General features: G+C 66.1%; 19 protein-coding genes. 9 read left to right on the forward strand and 10 right to left on the reverse strand.

The features are described from left to right. Positions 1-1,266, reverse strand: coding sequence for a DUF445 domain-containing protein (locus CXK94_RS21095; RefSeq protein WP_102895775.1), 1,266 nt, complete (start codon positions 1,264-1,266; stop codon positions 1-3). Positions 1,267-1,475: 209 nt separating this feature from the next. Beyond that, the gene (locus CXK94_RS21100; RefSeq protein ID WP_102895776.1) at positions 1,476-1,874 is read right to left on the reverse strand and encodes a hypothetical protein; all 399 of its coding nucleotides are present in this window, start codon (positions 1,872-1,874) and stop codon (positions 1,476-1,478) included. A 328-nt stretch (positions 1,875-2,202) separates the two neighbouring features. Between CXK94_RS21100 and CXK94_RS21105 the strand changes: the two genes are divergently transcribed. Next, positions 2,203-2,790, forward strand: coding sequence for a LysE family translocator (locus CXK94_RS21105; protein ID WP_102895777.1), 588 nt, complete (start codon positions 2,203-2,205; stop codon positions 2,788-2,790). Here CXK94_RS21105 and CXK94_RS21110 read toward each other — a convergent pair. Continuing rightward, positions 2,776-3,621 (reverse strand): helix-turn-helix transcriptional regulator, encoded by an 846-nt coding sequence (locus tag CXK94_RS21110; protein ID WP_256046250.1) that lies wholly within the window; start codon positions 3,619-3,621, stop codon positions 2,776-2,778. The genes CXK94_RS21105 and CXK94_RS21110 overlap by 15 nt on opposite strands. Before the next feature lie 427 nt (positions 3,622-4,048). Between CXK94_RS21110 and CXK94_RS21115 the strand changes: the two genes are divergently transcribed. The 6 genes from CXK94_RS21115 (at position 4,049) to CXK94_RS21140 (ending at position 9,665) form a co-directional block, all read left to right on the forward strand. Further along, positions 4,049-5,494 (forward strand): COG3014 family protein, encoded by a 1,446-nt coding sequence (locus CXK94_RS21115; RefSeq protein ID WP_102895779.1) that lies wholly within the window; start codon positions 4,049-4,051, stop codon positions 5,492-5,494. Positions 5,495-5,509: 15 nt separating this feature from the next. Further along, positions 5,510-5,926 (forward strand): DUF1425 domain-containing protein, encoded by a 417-nt coding sequence (locus CXK94_RS21120; protein ID WP_051497170.1) that lies wholly within the window; start codon positions 5,510-5,512, stop codon positions 5,924-5,926. After that, the gene (lpoB, locus tag CXK94_RS21125) at positions 5,923-6,546 is read left to right on the forward strand and encodes a penicillin-binding protein activator LpoB (protein ID WP_218186678.1); all 624 of its coding nucleotides are present in this window, start codon (positions 5,923-5,925) and stop codon (positions 6,544-6,546) included. The genes CXK94_RS21120 and lpoB overlap by 4 nt, the downstream gene beginning before the upstream one ends. Before the next feature lie 12 nt (positions 6,547-6,558). Then, on the forward strand, positions 6,559-7,977 hold the full coding sequence (locus CXK94_RS21130; protein ID WP_102895780.1) for a DUF6844 domain-containing protein: 1,419 nt from the start codon (positions 6,559-6,561) through the stop codon (positions 7,975-7,977). 10 nt (positions 7,978-7,987) lie between these two features. Continuing rightward, the gene (locus CXK94_RS21135; protein ID WP_146032323.1) at positions 7,988-9,178 is read left to right on the forward strand and encodes a hypothetical protein; all 1,191 of its coding nucleotides are present in this window, start codon (positions 7,988-7,990) and stop codon (positions 9,176-9,178) included. A gap of 61 nt (positions 9,179-9,239) precedes the next feature. Then, on the forward strand, positions 9,240-9,665 hold the full coding sequence (locus tag CXK94_RS21140; RefSeq protein ID WP_102895782.1) for a 3-isopropylmalate dehydratase: 426 nt from the start codon (positions 9,240-9,242) through the stop codon (positions 9,663-9,665). Between the two features lie 53 nt (positions 9,666-9,718). On the opposite strand, the gene CXK94_RS21145 is transcribed toward CXK94_RS21140, so the two are convergent. Both CXK94_RS21145 and CXK94_RS21150 read right to left on the reverse strand, forming a co-directional pair. After that, on the reverse strand, positions 9,719-10,069 hold the full coding sequence (locus tag CXK94_RS21145; RefSeq protein ID WP_102895783.1) for a DUF6746 family protein: 351 nt from the start codon (positions 10,067-10,069) through the stop codon (positions 9,719-9,721). Positions 10,070-10,184: 115 nt separating this feature from the next. Then, on the reverse strand, positions 10,185-10,889 hold the full coding sequence (locus CXK94_RS21150) for a glutathione S-transferase N-terminal domain-containing protein (protein WP_102895784.1): 705 nt from the start codon (positions 10,887-10,889) through the stop codon (positions 10,185-10,187). Between the two features lie 347 nt (positions 10,890-11,236). On the opposite strand from CXK94_RS21150, the gene CXK94_RS21155 reads away from it, so the two are divergent. Then, a complete protein-coding gene (locus CXK94_RS21155; protein WP_102895785.1) occupies positions 11,237-12,856 on the forward strand; it encodes a methyl-accepting chemotaxis protein in 1,620 nt (539 codons plus the stop codon). Positions 12,857-12,971: 115 nt separating this feature from the next. Beyond that, positions 12,972-13,979, forward strand: a complete 1,008-nt coding sequence (locus CXK94_RS21160; protein WP_049326055.1) for an alpha/beta fold hydrolase — start codon at positions 12,972-12,974, stop codon at positions 13,977-13,979. Between the two features lie 26 nt (positions 13,980-14,005). Here the strand turns inward: CXK94_RS21160 and chrA are convergent, their stop codons facing one another. The 5 genes from chrA to CXK94_RS21185 all read right to left on the reverse strand — a co-directional run. Beyond that, positions 14,006-15,349, reverse strand: coding sequence for a chromate efflux transporter (gene chrA / locus CXK94_RS21165; RefSeq protein ID WP_423835251.1), 1,344 nt, complete (start codon positions 15,347-15,349; stop codon positions 14,006-14,008). A gap of 7 nt (positions 15,350-15,356) precedes the next feature. Next, positions 15,357-16,301: a chromate resistance protein gene (locus CXK94_RS21170; RefSeq protein WP_258005977.1), complete on the reverse strand. Its 945-nt coding sequence runs from the start codon at positions 16,299-16,301 to the stop codon at positions 15,357-15,359. A gap of 69 nt (positions 16,302-16,370) precedes the next feature. Further along, the gene (locus CXK94_RS21175; protein ID WP_102895788.1) at positions 16,371-17,297 is read right to left on the reverse strand and encodes an alpha/beta hydrolase; all 927 of its coding nucleotides are present in this window, start codon (positions 17,295-17,297) and stop codon (positions 16,371-16,373) included. A gap of 302 nt (positions 17,298-17,599) precedes the next feature. Beyond that, positions 17,600-19,282, reverse strand: a complete 1,683-nt coding sequence (locus tag CXK94_RS21180; protein WP_102895789.1) for a methyl-accepting chemotaxis protein — start codon at positions 19,280-19,282, stop codon at positions 17,600-17,602. A gap of 76 nt (positions 19,283-19,358) precedes the next feature. Further along, positions 19,359-20,331 (reverse strand): MFS transporter (locus tag CXK94_RS21185; RefSeq protein ID WP_258005978.1); only part of this gene is annotated, 973 nt, incomplete at its 5' end.

Genomic DNA, 20,331 nt, shown 5'->3' on the forward strand with positions numbered 1-20,331 from the left:
TCAGCCGCCCAGCAGCCGGGTCAGCGCGTGCAGCAGCAGCCCGACCAGCCCCCCGACCAGGGTGCCGTTGATACGGATGTACTGCAGGTCCTTGCCGACGCTCTGCTCCAGCCGCTCGACCAGTTCGTGGCTTTCCCAGTTCTCCACCCGCTGGGCGATGTAGTGGCCGATCTGCCCGCGATAGCGCTCCAGCATCGCCGGGGCGGCGGCCATCAGTTGTTCGTTGATCCAGCCGCGCATGGCGTCGTCGGCGGCCAGCGCATCGCCGAGGCCGCGGCAGAGCGCGACGATGCGCCGGCCGATACGTGAGTCGTCGCTGGCCAGGTCCTGCTCCAGCCAGTCGGTGAGTTCCTGCCAGAGGGACTGGAAATAACGGCTGGTGGCCGGGTGTTCGAGCAACTGGGCGAGGATGCGCTCGACCTCCAGGGCGTATGTCGGATCGTGCCTGAGGCGTTCGATGTATTCGCCGACGTGCTCGTCGAAGCGCTGGCGGATCAGGTGCCCGGGATCGGCGGCGACTTCGGCGATCAGCGCCGAGAGGCCGTCGACGAACTTGTTGGCCGACCAGCCGCCCACCGGCCTGCTCAGGCCCAGGTAGCGCAGGGTACGGATTTCCGCGCTGATCGCGTCGGCGACCAGGGCGCGGGTCTGCTCGTCCTGCATGATCGAATCGAGGCGGACCAGCAGTTCGTCGAGCATCGCTTGGTGGCGGCCCTGGCTGGTCAGCACTTCCAGTGCCTGCGCCAGCGGTGGGGCGAGGTCGAACCTGCGCAGGCGGCCGAGGGCCTTTTCCTGCACGAAGGCGCGCACCCGCTCGTCATGCAGGGCGGCGACGCCGAAGTGCGCCACGCCGGCGAGCCGACGACCGACGGCTTCGGCATTGGCCGGATGGCGCAGCCAGCCGGCCAGGCGCCCGGCGAGATCGAGCTCCGCCAGCTTGGCCAGCACCAGCGGCGTGGCGAGGAAATGCGTGGTGATGAAGGTCGACAGGCTGCGGCCGATCCGCGCCTTGCTGCGCGGGATGATGGCGGTATGCGGGATCGGCAGGCCGAGCGGGCGGCGGAACAGCGCGGTGACGGCGAACCAGTCGGCGATGGCGCCGACCATGGCCGCTTCGGCGAAGGAGGCGACATAGCCCCAGGCCGGGTGCATGGCCTGCAGGCCGGTGGCGACGACGTACAGCAGGGCGGCGAACAGCAGCAGAAGGCCGGCGACCAGCTTCATGCGCGAAACCGGCGATTGCCAGGTGCTGGAGAGCGAGCGCATGGGCTTCCTCTTCGGCGGTGGTGAACGGTGTCGTGGCGGGGCTGCATACCTCCGCCCGGCATTGCACAGCGAAGCATCGCCCGGCGGTCGGGCCTTCGCAACGCAGCAGGCGAACAGCGAACCCAGTGGGAGGCTCGAAAGCATCACCCCGGGCTGGCCCACGGACTCCCCAGGGGCGGATGCCCTGGGAAGCCTGCCGGGTCTGTCGCTCAGAGGTCGTCTTCTTCCTCGCGGATCAGCACGTACTGCCCTTCGGCATCGTTCAGGCAATCCCAGACGTAGAACATCGAGACCTTGCCGGGCGCTTCCATCACGGCGGCATAGTCGCCCGGCACCGCGGTGAAATAGGCGCCGGAATCGGGCGTGGCCTCGCAGGCGATGCGCGCCGTGACGAAGGCGTCGGGCGGCGTGCCGTCGAAGTAGTCGTCACGATCCTTGGCGTCCCATTCCTGCGGTGGCTGGAAGGGGCCGGTGATGAGGATGCGTGCGTCTCCAAGGTCCTGCTCTTCCGCTTCCGCGTCGTATTCGTCGGGGCGGTAGAGGGTGCATTCCAGGGCGTCCGGGTTTTCGAGAATGGCCGCGCGGGATTGGGGGGTGAGTAGCTGCATGGAATCTCCGACTGCGGTTGGGTGAACCGGCAGTGTGGTGTAGGCGGCGAGCCTGTGCAAACGGCTTGTGCCTGCAACAGCCAAGCCCTGGCAAGAGAACGGCAGAAGATCATCCCGCCCAATCGGTCCGCCAGCGCTGTCGCGCAGGAAAGGCCTCCGTAGGAGCGGGCGATGGCGTGGGGCGCTGTTCTTGCAGGCGCGAGCATGGTCTGCGCGCCGCCGCGCAGGCCGCCCATGTCCGCGTCACCGACAGGGCAATTTCCTTCAATAATCCCCGCGTCGTGCGCCTTAGCCTGCTGCCGGTCTATCCACTGGAAGCAGAGCTCTTATGGACCCTTATCTTTCCATGGCCGCCTTCGCCCTGGCGTCTTCGATCACGCCCGGGCCGGTCAACCTGGTGGCACTGAACTGCGGCGCGCGTTTCGGCTTTCGTGCCAGCACGCGGCATGTCCTGGGGGCGACGGTCGGTTTCACCCTGCTGCTGCTATCGATCGGCCTCGGCCTGTACGCACTGCTGGAGCGCGCGCCCATCCTGATGCGCGGCATCCAGTGGGGTGGCGTCGCCTTCCTGCTGTACATGGCCTACCGCCTGGCAGTGGACGATGGCCGGCTCGAACCCGGCCAGGCGGACGGCGGTCCGTCGCTGCTCGACGGTGCGTTGATGCAGTGGCTCAATCCCAAGGCCTGGCTGGCATCCGTGGCGGGGATGGGATTGTTCGCGGCGAACGGCGATGTGCTGCGGGTGTGGCTGTTCGCCGGGCTGTACTTCCTCATCTGCTATGCCTCGATCGCCTGCTGGGCCTGGGCCGGGAGCTTCCTGAGCCGCTACCTGCAGCAGGCCGCGCGGGTACGCTGGCTGAACCGGACGATGGCACTGCTGCTGGCCGGCAGCGCCCTGTACCTACTGGCGGGGTGACCCCAGGCGGTACTGGCCGGGCGTCGCCGCCAGCTGGCGCTTGAAGGTGCGCTGGAAATGCGCCTGGTCGGCGAAGCCCGCGTCCAGCGCCACCTCGGCCAGCTCGCGGCCCTGCCTGAGCCAGTGCTGGCTGCGCTGGATGCGGCGGTTGAGCAGGTAGGCATGCGGCGTCATGCCGTAGTGCTGCTTGAACGCGCGGATCAGGTAGGACGGCGACAGCCCGGCGGCCTGGCAGATATCTTCCAGCCGCAGCGGGTGGGTGCAGTGCCCGGCGATGTAGTCGGCGGCGCGCTGCAACTGTTGCAGCGGCTCGGCGCCCGGCGTGGGCGCGGCCGGTGCCAGCGTCTGCTGAAGCTGGCTGAAATACTCGATGGCGGCGCTCTGCTTGTGCAGGGTTTCGGCCTCTGGATCGAGCAGCGTGGCATACAGCTGCGTCAGCCCGGCGAACAGCGCCGGGTCGCGGCTGAGGATCGGTGCGTAGGGGCTGAACCGGCCATCGGCGCTGGCGCCCAGTTCGTGCTGCAAGGCGCCGAGCCAGCCGGCATCGACGTAGAACATCAGGTAGGACCAGGGTTGGCCGTCGATGGGGTTGCAGGCGTGCACGGTCTGCGGATTGACGATCACCACGGCACCGCGTTCGAGCCGCTCGCGCGCCTCGCCATTGAAGTAGGTGCTGCGGCCCGCGGTGATCGCACCGATGGAGAACGTCTCGTGGCAATGCGGCGCATAGCAGACCTTGCGTCCGTCGGCGACCGCCCGCGCCTCGATGAAGGGCAGGGTGGCGTCGCGCCAGAAGCGCGGTCCGGCGCTGCGGTGTGCGGTGTCGTTCACGTCTGGTTCGCCATTGTCGAAAGTGCGTTCAGGCTCCCGCCATTGTTGGTGATCCACCTCGGCCGCGCGTCCCCCGGATTCGTGCCGGTGAAAATTCAGGGTGGACAGAAACATCCCGCAACGGGCAATATCAAAATGCCATCAGGTGGCGGGCTGTGTGAGCTGTACACGAAGTGCCTAGTCTCTTGTGCCAGCGAGCATCAGTCAAAGGAATGATTTGAGTCGTTCGGTTTGAACGCTCGTGCGTTGAATGGAAATGGCTGGATGCCGGGTTCGCTTGCTTCCCCTCGTCGTCGTCCCACCTCGCAATATCTCTCGTCAATCCTTTTCCCGCGCTGCCCCTGGCCTCCGGTCACTGGTTCGACAGGTCTTGCGCCTGCTTGCTCGAAGCTGCCCGGAGCCTTATGGATCAAGGGACTCGAGACGTATGAAAACCAGCTTCCCCCCATTGCGCAATCTGGCCCTGCTGGCTGGCATCGCGCTGGCCAGCGGCTGCCAGACGCTGGCGCCGACGGAAAAAATGGCCAGCTTCAACGACCTCTACCTGTCCGGTGAGTATCAGGCCGCAGCCGATGCCGCGCTGCAGCATGCCGGCGGCCTGGCCACCGAGAAAAAGCCGGAACTGTTGTGGTCCCTGCAGGCCGGCACGGCGCTGACCGCCAGTGGCCAGTTCCAGCTGAGCAACCAGGTCCTCGACACCGCCGAAACGCTGGCCAAGGAAGAGGATACCGAGCATCTCGCCCGCAAGGGGCTGGAAAAGGTGACCTCGACGTTGGTGAACAACAACCTCAACCGCTATTCACCGACCGTGTACGACGGCGTGATGGTCAACACCTACAAGGCGTTGAACAACATGTTCCTCGCCGACGCGCAGAACGCACGCATCGAATTCAACCGTGCCGCCGACCGCCAGCGGCGGGCCGAGGAGCACTTCCGCAGCAAGATCGAGGCGCAGAAGGAGAAACAGACCGAGGAGCTGGCCAAGACAGAGGCCCCGGTACAGGCGAGCGCGGGCAGCGTGGTGCCGAACCGGGCGCAGGCGGAACAGTCGGTGTACGAGGCCTACCCGGAGCTGAAGGACTGGGAGGTCTACCCGGACTTCGTCAACCCCTACACCGACTACCTGCATGGCCTGTACTTCATGCTTGGCAGCAGCGACCGCGACGATCTGGGCAAGGCCCGCGATTCGCTGCGCCGGGTGGCGGGCATGAACCCGGGCAATACCGCGGTGAAGACCGACCTGATGGTCGTCGACAAGCTCATTCGCGGTGAGTGGCGCAAGCAGAAGCTCAATCCGGCGGTCTGGGTGATCTTCGAGAACGGCCTGGGCCCGGAGATCGAGGAAGTGCTGGTGCCGATTCCGCTGTTCCTGGTCAACGACAAGGTGGAGTACTCGCAGCTGGCACTGCCGAAGCTGAAGCTGCGCGAGCAGGCCTATAGCCACCTGGAACTGTTCTCCGGCGGCAAGTCGCTGGGCAGGACTGAGCAACTGGCCAGCATCGACCGCGTCGTGCAGACCGAATTCAAGAAGGACTTCCCGCTGAAGGTCACCGAAGCGGTGATCAGCAGCATCACCAAGGGCTTCATCCAGTACAAGGCCAAGGAGCAGTTCGGCCTGGCCGGCAGCCTGGCCGCGGGAGTCTACCAGGCCACCACGACCCGCGCCGATACGCGCATGTGGACCGCGCTGCCGAAGGAAATCCAGGTCGCGCGCATCCGTCCGCCGGCCGATCGCAAGCTGCTCATCAAAGGGCCGGGCCTGCAGGCGCCGCTGGCCGTCGAGCTGCCGGACGAGCAGTTCTCGGTGGTGTACGTCAAGGCCAGCGCCCCCGGTACCCCGCCGGTCTTCCAGATCGCCGGTTATCAACCCTGAATTCGGAGCCTCTCCATGCATTTACGTACCCTGGGCCTGACAGCCGCAATGCTGCTGGCCGCCGGTTGCCAGACGCAACCGCAGCCTTCGCCCTATCCGCACCTGGTGATCGGCCCGCGGGCCGGCAGCTACCTGGAGATCGAGTCGGTTCAGGAGGGCAAGGCCTCCGGCGATCTGCTGCGCGCCGGCGTGCGCCTGCACAGTCGCAGCCTTGGCCGCCAGGAGCTGCGCTACCGCTTCGAATGGCTCGACAGCAGCGGCTTCGAGGTTCCTGGCCTGGCCTCGCGCTGGGAGCTGCTGGAGCTGCGCCCGCAGGTCAGCCACTCATTGGACCGCGTGGCGCCGTCGGCGCGCGCCGTGGCCTACCGCATCCATCTTTTCGATACCCACACACCACCTGCCAACGCCAATGCCTCAGGGAGCAATCAATGAATTTCGGGGATAAAACCAGGCTGTTTCGTGCGATGGGGCTGGCCGCCGTGCTCGGCCTGACTGTCGGCTGTACACCGCAGACCCAGCTGCTGTCCGGTCCGACCGTGGACCGTCCGGTGACCCTGGGCCTTTCCGCCGCCGATTTCGAACAGGCCGCTGCGGCCGCGACGCAATCCATGCTGCAGTCCGGTGCGGTCGATCGGAACGATGGCAAGAAGAACATCATGGTGGTCTCCACCGTGCTCAACGACACAATGCAGCGTATCGATACCGATCAGCTGGTGAAGAAGATCCGCGTCGAACTGCTGCGCAGCGGCAAGGTACAGGTCACCACCGCCATCGGCCTGCACGGTGCTGAAGACCAGATGAACACTGCGTTCTCCGAGCTGAGCCAGTCGCGCAAGGTCGATCGCGCCACGCTGGTCCAGCAGAAGCTGGCCGCGCCGAACATGAGCCTGTCCGGCAAGATCCTGCAGCGCAACAACCGTGTGGACCGCAACAAGGAACTGGTCGAGTACTACTTCCAGATGACCCTCAGCGACCTGCAGAACGGCCTGGCCGTGTGGGAAGGCGAAGAACAGATCAGCAAGCTTGGCAGCGCCAAGGGTACCTCCTGGTAAGGATACGCAACGATGAAGAAATTGATTGGCAAGACGCTGCTGGCGCTAGCCGTGGCCGGCTGCATCGTACCTGTGGTCAGCGCTCAGGAAGCGGTGGAGGCCGTCGCGACGGTCTCCGAGCAGGAATTGGACACCACCGCGGCGAACATCGCCCAGGCCGCCCGTCCGCAGGTGAGCGACCCCGGCATGGCGATCGAGGAACTGATCCAGGCCTTCGAGGAGTCGCCGGCCGGGCAGAGCTTCCGTGACCGCCCCGGCATTTTCTACACCACCGCCAGCACCGTGGTCATGGCCAAGCCGGAAAGTCGCGACTGGGGCAATGCGCGGGTCATGGCCTACAAGGAAGCGCTGCTCAAGGCGCAGGCCAAGTACGTCGAGCACCTGGGCGTCAGTGTGCGTACCGAGAGCATCAGTCGCCTGTTCAACGACAAGACCCAAATGCCGTCCTTCAGCGAGGCAGACCTGCGCGCCAGCAGCAAGCTGGGCGAACTGCTCGACAAGGCGATCGCCGTGGTCGGCGGCAAGCTGGACAGCGAGCTGCAGGAAATGGGCATCGACCCGGCTGAATTCCGCGCGGCACCGAAGGAAAAGCGTGCCAAGCTGTTCGAACGCTCGGTCGCGGAAACCACGATCACCCGCGCCCGCCAGACCCTGACCGGGGTCATCCCGGTGAAGACCTTCGAAGCCAACAACGAGGACGGCGACCATGCCGTGGCCGTGGCCATCGTCGCCTCCAGCAAGTTCCGCCAGTTCGTCCACGACATCGCCCAGAGCAAGGGCGACATCGCCGCCGATCCGGCGAAGGCCAGCAAGCAGCCGCTGCTGCAGATGCTGCGCAGCGACAAGGCGGCACTGATCAACGAGTTCGGCATTCGCCGCATGTACGACGAGCAGGGCTACCCGGTGCTGATCTCCTTCGGCCAGGCGAGCAATCCCTACCGTGGCGACGACTTCCAACAGCGTGCCGACAACCGCGAGCTGTCCTATGCCGTGGCGAAGGCATCCAGCTACGCCAACTTCGCCTACCTGTTCAACGCCACCGGCGCCTCGGAGCAGGCCACCAGCCAGAAGATGAGCCGCCAGACCACCGGCGTGGTGCGTGCCGAAGGGCAGAGCATTACCGAGTCGGAGGAGCAGACCCAGGAGTTCATCGAGACCGTCGACCGGGAAATCTCCGCGCGCGGCAACATCTCCAACCTGCCGGGCACGCGCGAGCTGTTCCGTTGGAGCGAGAAACACCCGCTGTACGGCCACGAGATCAACGGCGTCGTCTATATCTGGCATCCGCTGAGTGAACAGAACGCCCGCGCCATGCGCGACTTCAAGCCGACCCGCACCGCCCAGGGCGGCACCCAGCAGGCGCAGAACCGCAGCGGCGGCCAGGCCGCGACCAGCCAGAGCCGCGACCTGATGTCGGCCGATGACTTCTGAGGAGCGTCCCATGCGAATGATTGCCAGAACGCTGGGCCTGGCGCTGATGCTGCTCGGCTCGACCGTCGGGGCCGCCGAGCAGGCGGTCGATGCGGTCGGCTACGGTGCCAACCGCACCCTGGCCATCGCCGATGCGCTGGTGCAGGGCTTGCGCCAGGTCACCGGCGTCAGCGTCGAGAGCCGCGAGGTCATGCAGTCGATCTCCGGCCGCCAGAGCGTCAGCGAAGGCGACGAGGCCACTCACACCAGCAGCTTCGAGGTGGCCCGCCAGGGTGACCTCAAGCTGACCTCCGGTGGTGTGGTGTCGCGTTACGACGTGCATGATGTGGCGCAGGAAAGCGACGGCAGCTACCGCGCAGACATTACCCTGCACGTAGTCAAGTACGACAAGCCTGGGCTTCCGGCCGACAGCCGCCGCAGCCTGGCGGTGTTGCCGTTCCATGTCGATCGCGCCAGCTTCTCGCTGCTGGGCGATAACGTGCCGGCGGCCAAGGTGGAGTCGGAGCTGCGCAATCGTATCCTCGACCTGTTCACCCAGTCGCGGCGACTGAACGTGCTGGATCGCGAGTTCGGCGCTGAATTCCAGCAGGAGAAGGCCATCTGGGTAGGCGACGATGCGGCGCTGGCCGAGCAGGCCAGGGCTGGCAACGTGCTCGGTGCCGACTACATCGTGGTGGGCAATCTGCGCGCCCTGCGCAGTACGCGCAACGTGAAGACGCTGCAGTTGACCGGCGAGACCATTACCACCTACAGCGGCACCGCACAGCTGGACTACAAGATCATCCTGGCGGCGACCCGTCAGGTGAAGTGGTCCGACTCGGTCAGCATCAACTTCAGCGATGGTGGCATCCGTGGCTTGCTCGGTAAGTACGGCTCATCCCAGGCGGGCATGGCCGCCGAGCTGGCCTCGCGGCTGGTCGAGGGGGCGCTGTCGAATATCTATCCGATGCGCGTGGTCGCGATCAACGGCAAGACCGTGGTGCTCAACCAGGGCGGCAAGACCCTCAAGACTGGCGACAAGCTCAGCGTGTACTTCCTCGGCGAGGAGATGTTCGATCCCTATACCAAGGAGTCGCTGGGGCAGATGGAAGAGAAGGTGGCCGATATCCAGGTGGTGCGCGTCAACGCCAAGACCACCTACGCCAAGATCGTTGGTGGCGACGCCGAGCTGGTCGAGACCGGCGCCATCGTGCGTCGTTGAGCTGGTGGGCTAAGCTGAGCGCAACGCCGCATGCTTCCACGCGGCAGCTCAAGGAGTGCCCATGCGCCTGATTCTCGCCCTGACCTCGTTGCTGTCGCTCGCCGCCTGCTCCTCCTGGCAACCCGACCCCGAGGACATCGAAGCGGTACCGGCCGAGCGGCTGCTGGCCTATCAGCAGCCGCTGGAGAATGCCGGCGAGGTGGTGGTGACGCGGGATTTCGGCTGGCGCGGCGGCGGCTGCTACATCGCGGTGCTGATCGACCGCGAGCTGGCGGCGCGGATTCACGTCGGCGAGGAGGCCCGCTTCCAGGTGCCGGCCGGGGCGCGGATCGTCAGCATCGAGGCCGACCGGATGGACGACACGCTGTGCGGCAAGCTCAGCCTGCGCCGCGAGAAGCTGGCGCAGGTGGCGGCGGGGCAGACCCTGGCGTTTCGCATCATCAGCGACAACCGGATCGGCTTCGACATCCTGCCGCTCGAACCCTGAGCCGGAGGGGCGACGAAGCCCGCCGCGATGGCGGGCTTCGTCGTTTCGGGAGGCTAGCGGATCACCGTGCGCGCGGTTTTCAGGTAGTCGGCGCCGTAGGCTTTCAGCTCGTCGGCATCCTGCGCCTCCGAGCTGATATGGATCTCTTCCAGGGTATCGGTCAGCCCGTCCATCTCCTCGTTGATCCGTTCCAGAGCCACCTTGAGCGTGTAGGTGAGCTCATGGATGTGCGCCATGCGTTCGGCGGTCAGTTCCTGGCCGAGGGCCTGGTCGAGCTGCGCGTTGTATGCGGAGAAGTTGCTGACCGCCTCGGCCAGGGTGTTGGACGGTACGGCCTCGGCCGAGGCGCTGGTGGCGATGCTGGCGATCAGCGCCAGGGCGACGCTCTGGATAAGCAGTTTCACGACAGGTCCCTTGCTGGAAATGTGGGCCGCGAAGGTATCACCTGCCGCTCCAGGCGCTGTGCCGTAGCGCACAGTCTGCGCTGCGCCATTAGTCGCAAGCGCCGCGCCGTGGTGGCTAGGGTGCCTTGGGCACCGCCAGGCCGCGGATCACCGCCGGGCGTGCCAGGAAGTTTTGCAGCACGCGGTCGACGTTGGCGAAGTGCTTGAAGTTGACCAGTTCTCCGGCAGCGTAGAAGTCGATCAGGTTGCGCACCCAGGGAAAGACGGCGATGTCGGCGATGCTGTAGGCGTCGCCCATGATCCATTCCCGATGCTCCAGGCGCTGCTCGAGCACGCTGAGCAGGCGTTTGCATTCGGCGACGTAGCGGTCGCGCGGGCGCTTGTCCTCGTAGTCCTTGCCGGCGAATTTGTTGAAGAAGCCGAGCTGGCCGAACATCGGGCCGATGCCGCCCATCTGGAACATCAGCCACTGGATCGTCTGGTAGCGCCGTGCCGGGTCGTGCGGCAGCAGCTGGCCGGTCTTTTCCGCCAGATAGAGCAGGATCGCGCCGGACTCGAATAGCGGCAGCGGACGTCCGTCCGGGCCGTCGGGGTCGATGATCGCCGGAATCTTGTTGTTGGGGTTGAGCGAGAGAAACTCGGGCGACAGCTGGTCGTTGCGCTCGAAATCCACCCGGTGCACTTCGTAGGGCAGGCCGATCTCCTCGAGCATGATCGAGACCTTGACCCCGTTGGGCGTCGGCAGGGAATAGAGCTGCAGGCGCTCGGGATCGCGGGCGGGCCATTTGCGGGTAATCGGAAAGGCGGAAAGATCTGGCATCGGAAACTCCTTTGGAAAGCTGTTGCAAAAGGTTTGTGTTGGAGTCGTAGCGCGGGACGCAGTTTCCCGGCGCCATCTGCGCCGCGGGTGGCGTTGCCGCCTTTTTGCAGCCCGGACGCTCAAGAACGGGAGCTGCCGGCCGATAGCAAGGCGCTTGCCGAGACCAGGCCCGCACGGCCGCGCAAGCGCTTCTGCCGGGGATTCAAGAACAAGGCGCCCCTTCGCTCATCTCGACTGGCTGCATGCCGATCCGCAACGGGAGCGCATGCGGGAGCCTTCGAACGATACGCCTTTTAACTGCCCATTGCCGAACGTCGAACCCCGGCAAGCCATACGGAAAACGAACCATGATGCAGCAACTGACTATCCGAACCCGGCTTCTGATTCTGGTCGGAATGATGCTGGCCGCCTGCGTGGTCATCGGCATGACCGGCCTGCATGCCCAGCAGCGCAGCGTCGCAGGCCTCAACACCGTTTACCTGGATCGCGTGGTGCCCCTGCGCGACCTCAAGCTGATCGCTGACCTCTATGCGGTGAAGATCGTCGACGCCACGCACAAGACGCGCAGCGGGATGCTCAGCTACCAGCAGGCGCGTGATGACGTGCGGACCGCGCGGGCCGAGATCCGGCGGCTCTGGGGCGAGTACATGAACACCAGCCTGATCGACGCCGAGCGGCAGGCCTCCGCCCACATCGAAGTGCTGATGCAGAAGGCCGACGCACCGCTGGACGACCTCGAACGCATTCTCGACCGCCACAGCGAAAAGCGCTTGGCCGCGTTCGTCATCAACGATCTGTACCCGCTGATCGACCCGATCTCCGAGGGCTTCAGCGAGCTGATCGGCTTGCAACTGGGCGAAGCCAAGGGCGAGTACGAGCGCGCTCTGGCGCTCTACCAGCGCAATCGGGTGCTGAACATCGGTTTGCTGCTGGTCATGCTGATCGGCGGCGGGATTTTCGCCCTGGTCCTGCTGCGCAGCATCAGCCGGCCGCTGGAAGCGCTGAAGCAGGCGGCAGCCTCGGTCGCCGCAGGTGACCTGAGTCGTACCATCGAGTGCCGCGGGCGTGACGAGATCACCGAGGTGCAGCAGTCTATCCGGCAGATGCAGCAGACCCTGCGCGACACCCTGCAGGACATCCAGGGCTCGGCCACGCAACTGGCGTCCGCCGCCGAAGAGCTGCATGCGGTCACCCAGCACACTGCCCAGGGCATCCACCAGCAGAACGAGGAAGTGCAGATGGCCGCCACTGCGGTCACCGAGATGTCGGCGGCGGTGGACGAGGTGGCCGGCAACGCCAACCGCACCTCCGATGCCTCGCGCGAGGCCGAGCAGGTCGCCGTAGCCGGGCGCCGGCAGGTGACGGTCACCCGCGAGACCATCGACCAGCTCAGCGAGCGGCTGGGCGAGAGCGCCGGCACCGTGACCCGCCTGGCCGAGGAAGCGGCGGGCATCGGCCAGGTGATCGACGTGATCCGTTCCATCGCCGAGCAGACCAACCTGCTGGCACTCAACGCGGCCATCGAGGCGGCGCGCGCCGGTGAGGCCGGGCGAGGTTTCGCGGTGGTGGCTGACGAGGTGCGCAACCTGGCGCAGCGCACCCAGAGTTCGACCCAGGAAATCGAGCGCATGATCGGCGCGATCCAGAGCGCCACCGAGCAGTCGGTGCACGATATGCAGCAAAGCAGCGAATTCGCCGCGCGCAGCCAAGCCATGGCCGACGAGGCGGATCAGGCGCTGGGGCTGATCGCCGAGCGGGTCGGGCAGATCAACGAGATGAACCTGGTCATCGCCAGTGCCGCCGAGGAACAGGCACAGGTGGCCCGAGAGGTGGACCGCAACCTGGTAGCCATTCGCGACATTTCCGAGCAGAGCGCCACCGGCGCGCAGCAGACTTCGGTGGCAAGCGACGAGCTGGCGCGGCTGGCCACGCAGCTCAACCGGCTGGTGGGGCGCTTCCGCCTCTGAAGCAATTCGCCGCGGACGCGGCCGGGACATGCGCTGTCGCAATCCGGTCGCGAACCCGGCAGCACGAATGCATTCCTATGTACGGAGCTGTCTCACCGAACAGAGGAGTCGCCCCGTGAAAACTGCCGTGTCCGCTCTGGCGCTTGCCGCCGGCCTTACCCTGAGCCTGCCAGTACTGGCCGAAAGCCGGACCAGCTATGGCCCGCAGCTGGAAGGCTTCAGCTATCCGCATCCGCTCAAGCACTATCGTTTCGAGTCCCAGGGCAAGCCGATGCAGATGGCCTACATGGACGTTGCGCCGACCGGCCAGGCGAACGGCCGCACGGCGCTCCTGCTGCATGGCAAGAATTTCTGTGGCGCGACCTGGGAGCGCACCATCGAGGTGCTCAGCGAGGCCGGTTACCGCGTAATCGCCCCTGATCAGGTCGGTTTCTGCAGTTCGAGCAAGCCCGAAGGCTACCAGTTCAGCTTCGCCCAGCTGGCGCACAACACCCAGGCCCTGTTGCAGCAGGAGGGCATCGACCAGGTCAGCGTTATCGGTCATTCCATGGGCGGCATGCTGGCCGCGCGGCTGGCGCTGAACTATCCGCAGCTGGCCGAGCAGCTGGTGCTGGTGAACCCCATCGGACTGGAGGACTGGCAGGCCGAAGGCGTGCCCTATGCACCCATCGATCAGCTTTACCAGGCCGAGCTGAAAACCGATTTCGACAGCATCAAGGCCTACCAGCAGAAGTTCTACTACAACGGCAACTGGAAGCCGGAGTACGACCGCTGGGTCGCCATGTTGGCCGGCATGTACGCCGGCGAGGGCAAGGAGCGGGTGGCCTGGAACCAGGCGCAGACTTCGGAAATGGTCTTCACCCAGCCGGTGATCCACGAGTTTCCCCGTATCAGCACACCGACATTGCTGCTGATCGGCGGCCTGGACCGCACCGCGCCTGGCGCCAACCGGGCGCCGGACGAGGTCGCCAAACGCCTGGGCAACTACCCGGAACTGGGCCGCCAGGCCGCCGCCATGATTCCCCAGGCCAGGCTGGTGGCCTTCCCGGACCTGGGGCATTCACCCCAAGTCGAGGCGCCGGAAGAATTTCACCGTGCCTTGCTCGAAGGATTGCAGCGTTGAGCGATTCAGCTGAGTCGCCGGATGGCTTATCTCAGCAGATGCACTGCCAGGCCGGCCACAGCGCAGGCCAGCAACACCTGGATCACGCCACGCTTGTAGCGGAACAGCGCCACGGCTGCACCTAGCGCGATCATCGCCGAGGGCCAGTCGAATCTGCCGGCGAAGCCCTCTGGCCAGAGCACGTGGTAGCCGAAGAACAGCGCCAGGTTGACGATCACGCCGACCACCGCGGCCGTGATTGCGGTGAGTGGGGCGGTGAACTTGAGCTGGCCGTGAGTCGACTCCACCACGGGGCCTCCGGCCAGAATGAACAGGAACGACGGCAGAAAGGTGAACCAGGTGACCAGACACGCTGCGAGGGCGCCGGCGGCAAATGCCTGGTCGGCAGCGAAGACCGGCTGCACGTAGGCGCCGACGAAGCCGACGAAGGCCACCACCATGATCAGCGGGCCGGGCGTGGTTTCGCCCAGCGCCAAGCCATCGATCATCTGAGTCGGGGTCAGCCAGGCGTAGTGCCCGACTGCACCCTGGTAGACATAGGGCAGCACCGCATAGGCGCCACCGAAGGTCAGCAGCGCGGCCTTGGTGAAGAACCAGCTCATCTGGGTGAGTGTGCCGCCCCAGCCGAACAGCGCCATCAGCAGAGCCATCGGCAGTATCCAGAGCACGGCGCCGATGCCGAGCAGCGCGATCAGGCGAGGCCAACGAAAGCGCGCATGGGCAGGTGGTGGGGTGTCGTCATCGATCACCGCCGGGCCATAGGATTTGTCCGCCGTCGCATGGCCACCGCCAAGGTTGAACTGACCGGGCGCGAAGCGTCCGCCCAGGTAGCCGACCAGGGCAGCCCCCAGCACGATGAGCGGGAAGGGCACGTTGAGCGCGAAGATCGCCACGAACGAGGCGCCGGCGATAGCCCACAGCCAGCCGTTCTTCAGTGCGCGCGAGCCGATGCGGTGGGCTGCATGCAGCACGATGGCGGTCACGGCCGGTTTGATGCCGTAGAAGATCCCGGCGACCAGCGACACCTCACCGAAGACAAGGTAGATCCAGGACAGCAGGATGAGGATCAGCAGCGACGGCAATACGAACAGCGCACCGGCGACGATTCCGCCCCAGCTGCGGTGCAGCAGCCAACCGATATAGGTCGCCAGTTGCTGCGCCTCCGGGCCGGGCAGCAGCATGCAGTAGTTGAGTGCGTGGAGAAAGCGCCGTTCGGAGATCCAGCGACGCCGCTCCACCAACTCCTGATGCATGATCGCGATCTGCCCGGCCGGGCCACCGAAACTGATGAAGCCGAGCTTGAGCCAGAACAGCAGCGCCTGCCTGAAACTCACGGGCTCGCTACGCGGTTTTGCCGAGTCGGGTTGCATGCTGTTGTCATTCATCGGTCTGCGTTTCCACGGCAAAGGCCGCCAGCAATCCATCGAAGATGGCGCAGGCGGCGTCCAGTAATTCGTCGTCGCTTTCCAGGCTGGCGCGCAGGCCGGCCAGCACTCGCTCCACACCCGCGGCTTCGGCAGGCTGGGTGCCGCCGATGTCCAGGTAGTGCACAACAGCGGCCACTCGGTCGAGCCCGGGCGCCGCCAGGGAGAAGCTGGCCTGAATGGTTTCGAACGTGACGCGGTCACCGACATGGCTGAAGCGCGCGCCATCGAAATCAAAGCCCAGTGCCTCGCTCGGGCAGGCTTCGGGCGTCGGTAACCAGAGGATGCGCGCCGTGGGGTCGATAAAGCGCCTGATCAACCAGGCGCTGGCCAGGCGGTCGACCCAGGGTCGGCAGCGGGTGGCCCATGTGCGTCCCTTGAACTCGTGCAACGACAGCCGCTCCAGCGCCTGTTCCTGACTGCTCGGCTCGTCGCGTGAAAGCGCCCGGCTGATGGCCAGTTCTAGCTCGCGCAGTCTGGCGTCGGCCTGCTGCTGCGCCGCATCCGGGAAAAAGTCGATCTCCGTGAGTTGGGCGTAGGCCTTACGCAACTTGCGCGCCTGGCGCGTCAGCGACAGCGCGGTTTCCGGCGTGACCTGGATGAGCTGAGCATCGGCCTCGGCACGCAGACCGGCGTACTCCGACGCTCTGGAAAACAGCGAGACGAAGCGCTCGCCCTGGGGATCGCACACCGGCAAAACGCAGGCATAACCCTCGCCGCCGAGGATGTCGCGCTCGACACGGGACATGCTTTCGCGACAGGCCGGCTGATCCGGTAGTAGGTAGACGCCGTCGCGCAATACCGCAGCGCCGGCTGCCTTCAGTGCTCGCCAGGCGCGCATGCGTTCGGCGGCATTCGCTGTCGGCAAAGCCAATATCAAACAGAGCCAATGGGGCAATGTAGAGTTCTCACGTAGATTTGTGCGGACTCTACATTATCGATAAGCAGCAGGGTATTGCTGCCGAATCTAATCGCGCCTGGATATCTCCACCGACGGCTGACTGGCGGACTTGAGCAACGCCTGCAGTGCCCTGGCGTAGGCGCTGGGTGCTACGCGCAGGCTGTTGTTGTGCGTGGCGCCCTCCACCAGCAGCAGCTCCTTGGGCGGGCGTGCGGCCTGGTAGAGCTGTTCGCTGAAGCGTGCCGGCACGTAGCGGTCGTCGGTGCCATGCACCACCAGCAACGGCATGCCGATCCGGTCGATCTTCTCCAGCGAATCGAACTTCTGCGACAGCAGCCAGCGCACCGGCAGCGTGGTGTCGGCCACCACCGTGGCGACATCGGCGAGCGAGGTGAAGGTGGATTCGATGATCAGCGCGCGGGCTTCGGTCGGCGTGTCGTCGCGTTCGGCGTTGCGTCCGAGTTCGGCCGCCAGGTCGACCGCCACCGCGCCGCCAAGGGAGTGGCCATAGATGAAGCGCTTGCCGGCATCGGGCTGCAGGGTTTTCAGATGCTCCCAGGCGATGCGCGCATCCTCGTAGACGCTGCGCTCCGAGGGCAGGTCGCCGAGGCTCTGGCCGAAGCCGCGGTAGTCGATGGCCAGCACCGAGAAGCCCAGCGCGCGCAGTTGTTCCAGGCGGAACAGATGGCCGGTGAGGTTCCAGCGCACCCCGTGCAGGTAGAGCAGCGCCGGAGCGTCGGCGCGGGCGGCGGGCCACCACCAGGCGTGGATGTTCTGGTCCTCGCCGAAGGCCGGCGCGGTGAACTGCAGCTCCTCGATGCCACTCGGCAAGCCGCTGAACCAGGTCGCGGTGCCGGGTTCGATGCGAAATACCAGTTCGCGCTCCTTCTGCTCGAGCACGGAACAGCCGACCGGCAGCCCGGCCAACAGTGCGGCGACGAGCAGCAGGCACAGCCGTCGTGCGCGGCTGCGGAACAGAGGGAAGCGCGGCATGCTGTCATGAACCTCGCAGATGAAAAGGGGGGCTCCGTCGAGCCGTATAGCATCGCCGCCCGACGCACATCGAGGCGCTATCAGGCATTTCGGGGGCTGGGCTTCTTGTAGGGGGCGCGCTCTGTGTACCGCCGGGCTCCGGCGTATGCGATGCGCGGAGCGCACCCTACGGGGGCCGTGCAGGCGACGTTTCATGGAACCTGTCCGCGTGCCCGTTCGCAAGGCCAGCCGCCGAATGACTGGTTACTGCATATTGCGCGCCAGCGCCTACGGCCAGGGAGGCGTTGGCGACGGGAGGACGGTCAGATACGGAACTGCTGGGCCAGTGCGCCCAGACGCTGGCCCAACTGCTCCAGGTCGCGTGCGGTCTGCGCACCCTGCTGGGTCTGGTCGGCGACCTGGTCGACGGAAACGGCGATCTGGTGAACGCTGCGGCTGATTTCCTCGGAGACGCTGGTCTGCTCCTCGGCGGCGCTGGCGATCTGCGCGTTCATCGCGTTGATGGTGCCGATCAGCCGGGCGATCGCATCCAGCGAGGCGCCGGCGCGGTTGGCCTGCTCGCTGCTGCTTTCGCCGGCTTCGCTGGAGCGGCTCATGGCGCCCACCACGGTGGCCGTGCCCTGTTGCAGGCGGTCGATCATGCCCTGGATTTCCTGGGTGCTTTGCTGGGTGCGCCCGGCCAGCGCGCGTACCTCGTCGGCGACCACGGCGAAGCCACGCCCGGCCTCGCCGGCGCGCGCCGCCTCGATGGCGGCATTGAGCGCCAGCAGGTTGGTCTGCTCGGCTATCGAACGGATCACGCCGAGCACGCCGACGATGGCGTCGACGTCCTGGCGCAGGCTGTCCATGGAGGTGCCGCTGGCGCGGATGTCGGCCACCAGTGCGTGGATGCGCTGGATGCTCAGCTCCACCACCTGCCTGGCCTGCTGGCCTTCGGTGTCGGTCTGGCGCGCGGCGTCCGCGGCGTTCTGCGCGCTCTGGGCGACCTCCTGGGCGGCGGCGGACATTTCGTGGATGGCGGTGGCCACCTGGTCGGTCTCGTGGCGCTGCTCGGCCATGGCGGCTTCCGAGCGTTGCGCCTGGGCCGCTACTTCGCCGACCAGGCCGGTCAGCTGGGTGGTGAGCTCCACCACCTGCCGCACCATGCCGTGGATCTTCTCGACGAAGCGGTTGAACGAGGTGGCCAGTTCGCCGATCTCGTCGCGGCTGGCGATCGCCAGGCGGTGGGTGAGGTCGCCGTCGCCGGCGGCGATGTCGTCGAGGTTGTCCTTCATCTGCTGCAGCGGGCGCAGGATCGAGTTGCTCAGCGCCAGGCCGGCGACCCCGAGCACGCCGAGCATGATCGCCGCCAGCACCAGGGTGCTGGTGACGATGGCGCGGATGCGCGCCTGGATCTGCGCCTCGACCTCGGCGACCTCGGCATCGATGTTGTCGATGTTGATCGAGGTGCCGATGGCCAGGTCCCACTTGGGCAGGTAGTGGTTGTAGGACAGCTTGGGGATCAGCACGGCGTCGTTGCCGGGCATCGACGAGTAGTACTGCAGGTAGTGGCTGCCGTCCTTGGCGGCGCGCACCAGGTCGGCGTTGATCGGCCGGCCCTGCTGGTCGCGGCGCTCCTTCATGCTGGTGCCGACGCCGTCGGGGTTGCTGCCGCGAAACAGCCGGACGATCTCGGAGTCATGGCCGTAGAAATAGCCATCGCTGCCGAAGCGGATGCGCGACAGCCGCTCGATGGCCTCGGCGCGGGCGGCCAGGTCGCCCTCGGCGGAGCGCTGGTAGAGGTCGTCGATGGCGCTCAGCGCGAGATCGACATAGTGCTGCAGCTCCTTGCGACTCTGCTCCAGCAGGTGTTCGCGAGCGGTGGCGATTTCCTGCTCGGCGCGGTCGGAGAGGATTTTCGCCGTACCGCCGCAGAGGACCAGGGCAAGCAGCAGTACCGGCATGAGTGCCAGCAGGATCACTTTCTTTTTCAGGGAAATGGGCATCGCAGGGACCGTTGGTTGTAACGAGTCCCTGTAGAGCGGCCGCTCGGCGAAAAAACTTAACCTTTTGGTCGGATTTTTACGCTCGATCGCAGCCGGCGATGCCGGCGCCGAGCGTGTCGCTTTCGGTCTCGCGCAGTTTCCAGGCCCAGGCGAACACCAGCAGACCGCCGATGGCGGTGGCCGCGCCGATGTAGCCGGTGGAGGTCCAGCCGAAACCGGCGCTGATCGCCAGGCCGCCGAGCCAGGGGCCGAGGGCGTTGGCGATGTTGAAGGCGGCATGGTTGGAGGCGGCGGCAAGGGTCTGGGCATCGCTGGCGACGTCCATCAGGTGCGTCTGCAAGGCCGGCGACAGCGAGACCATGGTGCCCACCGCGAACACCGCCGGGAAGATCGTCCAGGCCGATTGCGCCGCCAGCGGGAAGACCAGCAGCACCAGTGTGCTCCACAGCAGCAGCCAGGCGACGGCCTGCAGGCGCAGCCGGTCGAACAGCCAGCCGCCGGCCATGTTGCCGACGATGCCGCCCAGGCCGAAGGCGGCGAGGGCGAAGGGAATCCAGCCGGAATTGACGCCGGTGACCTCCAGCAGGGTCGGTGCCATGTAGCTGAACACGCAGAACATCCCGGCGAAGCCGATCGAGCTGATCGCCAGCGCCAGCCACACCTGCGGCCGGTTGAAGGCGCGCATCTCGTGCAGCGGGCTGTTGCGTGGCTCGTTCTGGCTGCGCGGCAGGTACAGGGCGACCAGCAGCACGGTCAGCAGCGCGATGGCACCGACCAGGGCGAAGGCGTAGCGCCAGCTCAGCCACTGGCCGAGCCAGGTGGCGAGCGGGTTGCCGATCAGGATCGCCACGGTCAGCCCCATCAGCACGCGGGCGACCGCCTGGGCGCGCTTGTCGGGCGCCACCATCGACGCGGCCACTAGCAGGCCGTTGAAAAAAGCCAGAGCCCGCGTGGCTCTGGCAAAATGGCGGCCATCCTCTTCTGCCGAAGCCAGCCCAAGCCGATGCGTGGACTCGACCTCAAACAAAACGAGCTGTTCAGTTATACGA

The sequence above is a fragment of the Stutzerimonas stutzeri genome (genome assembly GCF_002890915.1).
GTDB lineage: Bacteria > Pseudomonadota > Gammaproteobacteria > Pseudomonadales > Pseudomonadaceae > Stutzerimonas > Stutzerimonas stutzeri_AF.